The organism is Streptomyces sp. NPDC050433, assembly GCF_044458565.1.
In the GTDB taxonomy this organism is placed as follows: domain Bacteria; phylum Actinomycetota; class Actinomycetes; order Streptomycetales; family Streptomycetaceae; genus Streptomyces.
This window is the reverse complement of record NZ_JBITIB010000021.1, coordinates 1-8,107: the sequence shown is the minus strand read 5'-3', so window position 1 is coordinate 8,107 and position 8,107 is coordinate 1. Positions and strand designations below refer to the sequence as shown.

Here is an 8,107-nt window from a genome sequence, read left to right as displayed (position 1 = left end):
CGGTTGAACTCAGGTACCTTCACGCAGAATTCACCGATGAGTTCGTTGAGGAGCCGGGGGGGGGGGGGGGGGCCCCCCCCCCGGGGGGGGGCGCCCCCCCCCCCCCCCCCCCCGGCGACTGCGGACAGGTCCCGGCGGGACCGGGTCCCGCCGGGACGACCGGCCTACGCGTGCGTCCGCAGCAGCGTGCGCATCGTCCGCATCGCGACGGACAGATTCGCCAGGTCGAAGGAGTCCGAGCCCTGGATCTCCTCCAGCGTGGTGCGTGAACGCGAGAGAATCGCCGTGTTCTTCTGCTCCCACGCCTTGAAGCGCTCCTCCGGCGTCGACGTGCCGTTGCCGACGGACAGCACGTCCGACGTCAGGGCGGCGTGCGCCGCGTACAGGTCCTCGCGGATCGACGCGCGGGCCATGGACTGCCAGCGGTCGGCCCTCGGCAGCTCGATGATCCGGTCCATCAGCTGTGTGATCCGCAGCCGGTCACCGAGGTCGTAGTACACATCGGCGACGTCCAGCGGGTCCTTGCCCGTGCGGTCGGCGATCTGCACGATGTCGAGCGTCGGGAACGCCGCGGAGAATCCGGCGACCCGCAGCGCCAGCACGTCGGGCACACCCGCCGCGGTCAGCTCCTCCACGATGTTCTGGTACCACTCCAGATCGGCGCCGCGCAGCAGTTTCGGCAGCTGCTGCCACACCTGCTCGACGCCGTCGGCGAAGAACTCGACCGTCCCGGCGATCTCCACCGGCTGCGGCCTGTTGCCGAGCAGCCAGCGGGTGCCGCGCTCGACCAGTCGCCGCGAGTGGAGCCTGATCCGGGTCTGGACGTCGGCGGCGACACTGTTGTCCAGCGCCTCGACCGCGTCCCAGACCGGGCCGAGTCCGAAGATCTCGCGGGCGGCTGTCTGCGCTCGTACGATCTCCTCGATCGACGCCCCGGTCTCCTCGCGCAGCCGGTGCAGGAAGGTCGAACCTCCCGCGTTCACGGTGTCGTTGACGAGCACCGTGGTGATGATCTCGCGGCGCAGCGCGTGCCCGTCGATCTGCTCGGAGAACTTCTCGCGGAGCTGGGCGGGGAAGTACGCGTACAGCAGCTTGCGCAGATACGGGTCGTCGGGCAGCTCGGTGGAGATCAGCTCGTCGGCGACGGTGATCTTGGTGTACGCGAGCAGGACGGCGAGTTCGGGCTGGGAGAGTCCTCTGCCCGCGTTGAGCAGTTCCCGGACCTGGCGGTCGTTCGGCAGGAATTCGAGCGCCCTGTCGAGGTTGCCGTCGGCCTCCAGACGGCGCATGAACCGCTGGTGGGCGTGGAGCAGGGACGGGGCCTGGAGGACCGCGTTGGCGAGCGCGACGTTCTGCGCGTAGTTGTTGCGCAGAACGAGCTTGCCGATCTCGTCGGTCATGGCGGCCAGCAGCTTGTTGCGCTGCTTGACGGTCATGTCGCCGTCCGTGACGAGGCCGTTGAGCAGGATCTTGATGTTCACCTCGTGGTCGGAGGTGTCCACACCGGCGCTGTTGTCGATGGCGTCGGTGTTGATCTTGCCGCCCTTGCCGTCCGCACCGCGGCGCGCGAACTCGATGCGGCCGAGCTGGGTCGCGCCGAGGTTTCCGCCCTCGCCGACGACCTTGGCCCGCAGGTCCTCGCCGTTGATGCGGATGGCGTCGTTGGCCTTGTCGCCCACGTCCGCGTTCGACTCGGCGGACGACTTGATGTACGTACCGATGCCGCCGTTCCACATCAGGTCGACCGGGGCCTTGAGGATCGCCCGCATCAGATCGGCCGGCGTCAGCTTGGCCACGCCCGCCTCGATCCCCAGTGCCTGGCGCACATGCGCGTTGACCGGGATCGACTTGGCGCTGCGGGGGTGGATCCCGCCGCCCTGGGACAGCAGCGACTTGTCGTAGTCGGCCCAGGAGCTGCGCGGCAGCTCGAAGAGACGGCGGCGCTCGGCGAACGAGGTGGCCGCGTCCGGATTCGGGTCGATGAAGATGTGCCGGTGGTCGAAGGCGGCGACCAGCCGGATGTGCTCGGAGAGCAGCATGCCGTTGCCGAAGACGTCACCGGACATGTCGCCGACTCCGGCGACGGTGAAGTCCTCGGTCTGGGTGTCGTGGCCCAGTTCGCGGAAGTGCCGCTCGACGGACTCCCAGGCGCCGCGCGCCGTGATGCCCATGCCCTTGTGGTCGTAACCGGCGGAGCCGCCGGAGGCGAAGGCGTCGCCGAGCCAGAAGTCGTAGGCGATCGCGACCTCGTTGGCGATGTCCGAGAAGCTGGCGGTGCCCTTGTCGGCGGCGACGACCAGATACGTGTCGTCCTCGTCGTGCCGCACCACGTCGGACGGGGGCACGACCTCGCCGGCCACCATGTTGTCGGTGATGTCGAGCAGGGCGGAGATGAACGTCTTGTAGGAGGCGATGCCTTCGGCGAGCCAGGCGTCGCGGTCGACGGCCGGGTCGGGCAGGTGTTTGGCGACGAAGCCGCCCTTGGCGCCGACGGGCACGATCACCGTGTTCTTGACCATCTGCGCCTTGACCAGGCCCAGGATCTCCGTACGGAAGTCCTCGCGCCGGTCGGACCAGCGCAGACCGCCGCGGGCGACCTTGCCGAAGCGCAGGTGCACACCCTCGACCCGTGGCGAGTAGACCCAGATCTCGTACGCGGGGCGGGGCGCGGGCAGGTCGGGGATGGCCTGCGGGTCGAACTTCATCGACACATAGCTGTGGTGCTTCTCGACCGCGCCCTGCCGGCCCGTACCGCCCTTCCCCTCCTGGCCCTTGCTCGCACTCTGGAAGAAGTTCGTCCGCAGCGTGGCCTTGATGAGGGTGAGGAACGAGCGCAGGATGCGGTCCTCGTCGAGGCTGGCGACCTGGTCGAGCGCGCCGGTCAGCTCTTCGAGGAGTCCTTCGATCAGCTCCGTGCCGGCCCGCTGGCGGTGGGGCGCCATCCGGGCCTCGAAGAGGGAGACCAGCAGCCGGGTGGTGTGAACGTTGTTACGGAGGGTGTCCTCCATGTAGTCCTGGCTGAAGGTTGCCCCGGCCTGGCGCAGATACTTCGCGTAGGCGCGCAGCACCATCGCCTCGCGCCAGTTGAGCCCGGCGCGCAGGACGAGGGAGTTGAAGCCGTCGTTCTCCGCCTCGCCCGTCCAGACGGCCGCGAAGGCGTCCTGGAAGCGCTCGCGGGCGTCCTCGGCGAGATGGTCGTCCTTGGTCTGGCCGTTCTCGCCGCGCGGCATGCGCAGGCCGAAGTCGTAGATCCAGGCGTGCGCGCGGTCCGGGCAGCGCAGCTCGTACGGCCGCTCGTCCACGACCTCGACGCCGAGCTGCTGGAGCACCGGCAGGACGGCGGAGAGGGAGACCTGCTCACCCGTGCGGTAGATCTTGAAACGGCGCTCGCCGGGGCCGGCGCCGACCGGCTCGTAGAGGGAGAGCGCGAAGTCCTTCTCCTCGCGGCTCAGTTCTTCGACGCGTACGAGGTCGGCGACGGCGGAACGCGGCGAGTGGTCGGCCTTGTAACCCTCGGGGAAGGCGTTGCCGTAGCGGCGCAGCAGCTCGGCGGCGCGCTCCTCGCCCAGCTCGGCGTTGAGTGCCTCACCGAAGCCGTCGGCCCAGGAGCGGGCGGCCTCGACGAGCCGCGCCTCGATGCGGTCGACGTCCGCGTCGGTGAGCCCGGCCAGCTGGGTGCCCTGCGGGACGCGTACGACGAAGTGGAGCCGGGAGAGAATCGATTCGGTGTTCCAGGCGGTGAAGTCGACGCTGGTGCCGCCCAGCTCCTCCTTGAGGATGTCGATCAGCCGCAGCCGGACGCCGGTGGTGTAGCGGTCGCGCGGCAGGTAGATGAGGGCGGAGTAGTAGCGCCCGTACTCGTCCTGGCGCAGGTACAGGCGCAGCCGGCGCCGCTCCTGGAGGTACAGGACGCTGGTGACGATGGAGCGCAGCTGGTCGACGGGCGTCTGGAAAAGCTCGTCGCGCGGGTACGTCTCCAGGATCTGCATCAGGTCGCGGCCGTCGTGGCTGTTCGGCGAGAAGCCGGCGCCCGCCAGGACCTCGGCGACCTTGCGGCGTACGACGGGGACACGGCGTACGGACTCGGTGTACGCGGCCGAGGAGAAGAGGCCCAGGAAGCGGCGCTCGCCGACGACATTGCCCTTGTCGTCGAACTTCTTCACCCCGACGTAGTCGAGATAGCTCGGACGGTGCACGGTGGCGCGGCTGTTGGCCTTCGTGAGGATGAGCAGCTTGTGCTCGCGGGCCTTGGCGCGCGCGTCGGCCGGGAGCCGGTTGAACGACGGGCTCACCGGGTGGGCCTCGTCGTCGGCGTGCTGCGGGTCGGAGCGCAGGATGCCGAGGCCGGTGCCGGGGACGGCGGTCAGGGCGTCGTCGCCCGTCAGCTCGTACTCGCGGTAGCCGAGGAAGGTGAAGTGGTTGTCGGCGAGCCAGCGCAACAGCTCGCGCGCCTCCTCGACCTCCTGGTCGCGCAGGTCGTCGGCGGTCGGCTCGCCGGGCAGTTCGTCGGCGATGCGCAGCGCGGACTCGCGCATCTTGTCCCAGTCCTCGACGGCCTCGCGGGCGTCGGACAGGACACGCAGCAGGTTGGAGGTGATGTCCTTGAGGTCGGAGCGGTCGGTCTCGCGGTCGATCTCGACGTGGATCCAGGACTCGATCACGGTGTCGTGCGTCTGCTCGGCGCCGTCGCCGCGGCCTTCGGAGAGGACCTCGATGAGCCGGCCGGTGACATCGCGGCGCACCAGGATCTGCGGGTGGATGACGGCGTGGATGCCGCGGTTCTGCCGGGTGAGCTCGTTGGTGACCGAGTCGACCAGGAACGGCATGTCGTCGGTGACCACCTCGACGACCGTGTGGGTGCAGGTCCAGCCGTTCTCCTCGACGGACGGCGTGTGTACGCGCACATTGGCCGTGCCCTGCGGACGGTCCTCCGCCAGCCGGTAGTGGGAGAGCGCCGCGCCGTAGATGTCGACCGGATCGCGGTCGGCGAGATCGTCCGGGGCGGTGTGCAGGTAGTACCTGTGGAGAAACGCGAGCAGCGCCTCGTGGTTTGGGTGCTTCTCGTCGTACGTCTCGTCCTGCGTCTCGTCGCCGGCCGCCGTCGCGGCCGAGTTGTTCCGGGAGGTGCCCCCCAGACCCCCAGCCCCCCCGGCTGGGCTGTTCTCAGCGACCCGGGCCGCCCGTGCGAGCAGCTCGGCCTTGGCTTCGTCCAGCTTGGTCTGCATGTCCTCTGGCTCCTGTCGCGCGCCGTTGCGTGACGTCGATGAAAGAAGCGACACAACGCCACGACGCGGGCTGTCCGGTCTGAGTCGACGCTATGCCGCGATGAGAGATGTCCGGGACGTAATTGGCCAAACTTGACGGCCGCGCCGGAGTGTGAAGATCAGCGAGGCCCGGGGCGCTGTGGCACTCCGGGATCGGGCCGGGAGCTTCGCTGCTCCCGCGGCATATCGCACTGATCACGGCCCCAGGCTATCTCGCCGTACCCCAACCCCGTCATGAGCCATCTGCTCAAAAGAAGGGAGTGAAATTTGCCGGTCCGGCCAGTGACAAGTGGCCGGTTACGGGGGCGGGGTGAGGACGGCGGCGGTCTCGGCGGTCAGCGCGCGATGCCCTGTGCGAGGTCGACGGCCTCGGCGAGGCTGTCAACGACGGGGACGCCCGCCGTCTCCAGGCTCTTGCGGCTGTGCGATCCGCCGGTGTAGAGCACCGCGCGGGCGCCCACATGGGCGGCGGCCAGGGCGTCGTCGACCGCGTCACCGATCACCACCGTGTGCGCGGGGGCTATCCGGCCCTCCTTGGCGAGCGCGGCCAGATGGCGCTCCATGTGCACGGCCTTCGTGCCGCCGGACGGACCTGTCCGCCCGTCGACCCGGACGAAGTGCTGATGGATCCCGTAGTCCCGCACCACGGGCACCAGTTGGTCGTGCTCGTACATGCTGAGGAGCGACTGGCTGCGGCCGGCCAGCGTCCACTGCGTCAGCAGCTCCTCGACCCCCTCGGTCAGCGCGCACGCGACACGACGCTCCACGTAGTGCCGGTGGAAGGTCTCGTCCATGACCGGCCATTCGGCGTCTGTGGGGAGGCGGCCCATCACGCGCTCGTAGAAGACCGGGATCGGCATGCAGTACAGATCCCGATACCGCTCCGGCGTGATCGGCTCAAGACCGATCTCCGCGAAGGCGGCGTTGGTCGCCCCGATGACCGCGCTGAAGTCGTCGAGCAGTGTGCCGTTCCAGTCCCAGACCAGATGTGTGTCGTGCGTCCCCATGCCGAAGACGTTACCGGCCGGGTCTGACAATCGCGCCGCGGAACGTTACGCCACGATGCCCGGAATCTCCTGGACCCCGAACCAGAGCAGGTCGTGGTCCTCGGCGCCGTCCACCGTGAACTGCGCGTCGTCGTCGCCGTGGTCGGCGCCGCCCAGCGCGGCGGCGGCGGCGGACACGTCGCCCTCGGCGTCGTCCGCGTCGACGTGCACGGCGGCGGCGCGGGCCAGCGACACGGCCTCGGCGATCCGCACCTCGCCGAGCCCGGCGGAGTCCACCCCGCGGTCGGGGTCGGCGGCGGCGTCCTTGTCCGGTACGTCGACGGCGACCACGACCCGGCGCCGCGCGGCGGACGGGTCACCGGCGACGAGGCGGAGCGAGGCGGCGGCGGCGCGATTGAGGGCCGCGTACTCCAACTCCTCGATGTCGTCGGAGAGATACCACTCACGCAGTCCGGGCGTCACCGCGTAGGCGGTCAGCGGCCCAGGACCCAACTCGCCCGTCTTGTGCGCCTCGGCGAGACCGGGAAGGGTCAGAGGGACGTAGACGCGCATGCGATGACCGCTTTCGTAGTCGGGAGAGCGGTTCCAGGATACGTGCGGCACATCCGGCCGGTCCCTCGTCGGGGTGACACTGCGGAGCCGTTTCCCGTCCATCTGGATACACAGAGTGATGCCTGCGGCCCTGGTACGGCCCGCCCGGCCACTCGGACAGGTGACACCCGACACACGCGCCGCCCCGGAATCCGGTCCTTGCGACGGCCGCGGATCACCCGTAGAAGATCCCCAACACAAGTTACCGCCCGGTAACGCGAATGCGGCCGGGCCTGCGGAACGGGGGCGATCTGCGTGAGCGGCACGGAAACCAGCAGGACGTACGACAGGGCGGCGACCCGGACGCCCGCCACCACCCGGCCACCGGCCCGGCACGACCCACGCAGGCCGGGCCGCGTGGTCTCCCAGCGCCGCCAGCCCTGGCAGCAGCCGCACGAGCGCTTCGCGGAACTGCTGCTCGCCGTCCTCAGCGGCCTGCGGCCGGTGCACTCGATGCTGGGCCAGACGATCGGCGAGGCGTACGACCAACTCGTCCACCTGGCCCCGACGACCCCACTCCGCGCCCGCAACACCACCCCGGTGATCCGCACCTGCCGAAGCTTCCACCCCCGTCCGGGAGTGGTCGAGGCCTGGGCAAGCATCGCGGCGGGCGACCAGGTCCGCGCGATGGCGTTCCGCCTGGAACAGGGCCCGGACCTCCGCTGGCGCTGCGCAGCGGTGGAGGTGGCACCCCGCCCACGGAGGTGACGGGCACCCGTGTCCTCAGGCGCCCGAGCGGCACCTGAGGACACGGCCACAGCGGCGAACGATTTCCCAGGCCGTCGCGAAGGCAGGGCGCCGCGCGGGGCGCGCCCCGCGCGGCGCCACCCAGGGCCGGTCGGCACTTGAAGAGACCGAACCCTCCACCAACCAAATCGCAGCTCTGAGCCGATCCGCCGCTTGAGGACCCACCACCGGCGGGGACTTACCCCAACCCGTCCGCCGCCCAGCCAGCCCGTCCGGCGCCTGAGGACACCCCGACCACCGGACGGCCCCGGCGAACTCCACACCCCGACCAACACCACACACACCGCCGTACGGCCCCTGCGGCCCCAACAACGCCGCTCCTCCCCCCCCCCCCCCCCCCCCCCCCCCCCCCCCGCCCCCCCCCGCGGGGGGGGGGGGGGGGGGGGGGGGGGGGGGGGGGGGGGGGGGGGGCCGCCGGGCGGGGGGGGGGGGGGGGCGGGCGCGGGGGGGGGGGGGCCGCCCCGGGGGCGGGGGGGGGGGGGGGGGCGGGGGGGCGGG

The 8,107-nt window shown here is 70.7% G+C and carries 4 protein-coding genes; 1 reads left to right on the top strand and 3 read right to left on the bottom strand.

What is annotated here, in order from left to right:
• Window positions 1-164 precede the first annotated feature (164 nt).
• The 3 genes from ACIBLA_RS24580 to ACIBLA_RS24570 form a co-directional block, all read right to left on the bottom strand.
• A complete protein-coding gene (locus ACIBLA_RS24580; protein ID WP_399199883.1) occupies window positions 165-5,225 on the bottom strand; it encodes an NAD-glutamate dehydrogenase in 5,061 nt (1,686 codons plus the stop codon).
• Window positions 5,226-5,599: 374 nt separating this feature from the next.
• Complete coding sequence (locus ACIBLA_RS24575; RefSeq protein WP_399199882.1) at window positions 5,600-6,271, bottom strand: HAD family hydrolase; 672 nt, start codon at window positions 6,269-6,271, stop codon at window positions 5,600-5,602.
• A gap of 45 nt (window positions 6,272-6,316) precedes the next feature.
• Complete coding sequence (locus ACIBLA_RS24570; protein ID WP_363246867.1) at window positions 6,317-6,823, bottom strand: DUF6912 family protein; 507 nt, start codon at window positions 6,821-6,823, stop codon at window positions 6,317-6,319.
• Between the two features lie 294 nt (window positions 6,824-7,117).
• Between ACIBLA_RS24570 and ACIBLA_RS24565 the strand changes: the two genes are divergently transcribed.
• Window positions 7,118-7,570, top strand: a complete 453-nt coding sequence (locus ACIBLA_RS24565; protein ID WP_399199881.1) for an Rv3235 family protein — start codon at window positions 7,118-7,120, stop codon at window positions 7,568-7,570.
• The last annotated feature ends 537 nt before the right edge of the window (window positions 7,571-8,107 follow it).

Coding starts and splice junctions, on each gene's coding strand:
- ACIBLA_RS24580 (WP_399199883.1), bottom strand. CDS start 5,225: ATGCAGACCAAGCTGGACGAAGCCAAGGCCGAGCTGCTCGCACGGGCG.
- ACIBLA_RS24570 (WP_363246867.1), bottom strand. CDS start 6,823: ATGCGCGTCTACGTCCCTCTGACCCTTCCCGGTCTCGCCGAGGCGCAC.
- ACIBLA_RS24575 (WP_399199882.1), bottom strand. CDS start 6,271: ATGGGGACGCACGACACACATCTGGTCTGGGACTGGAACGGCACACTG.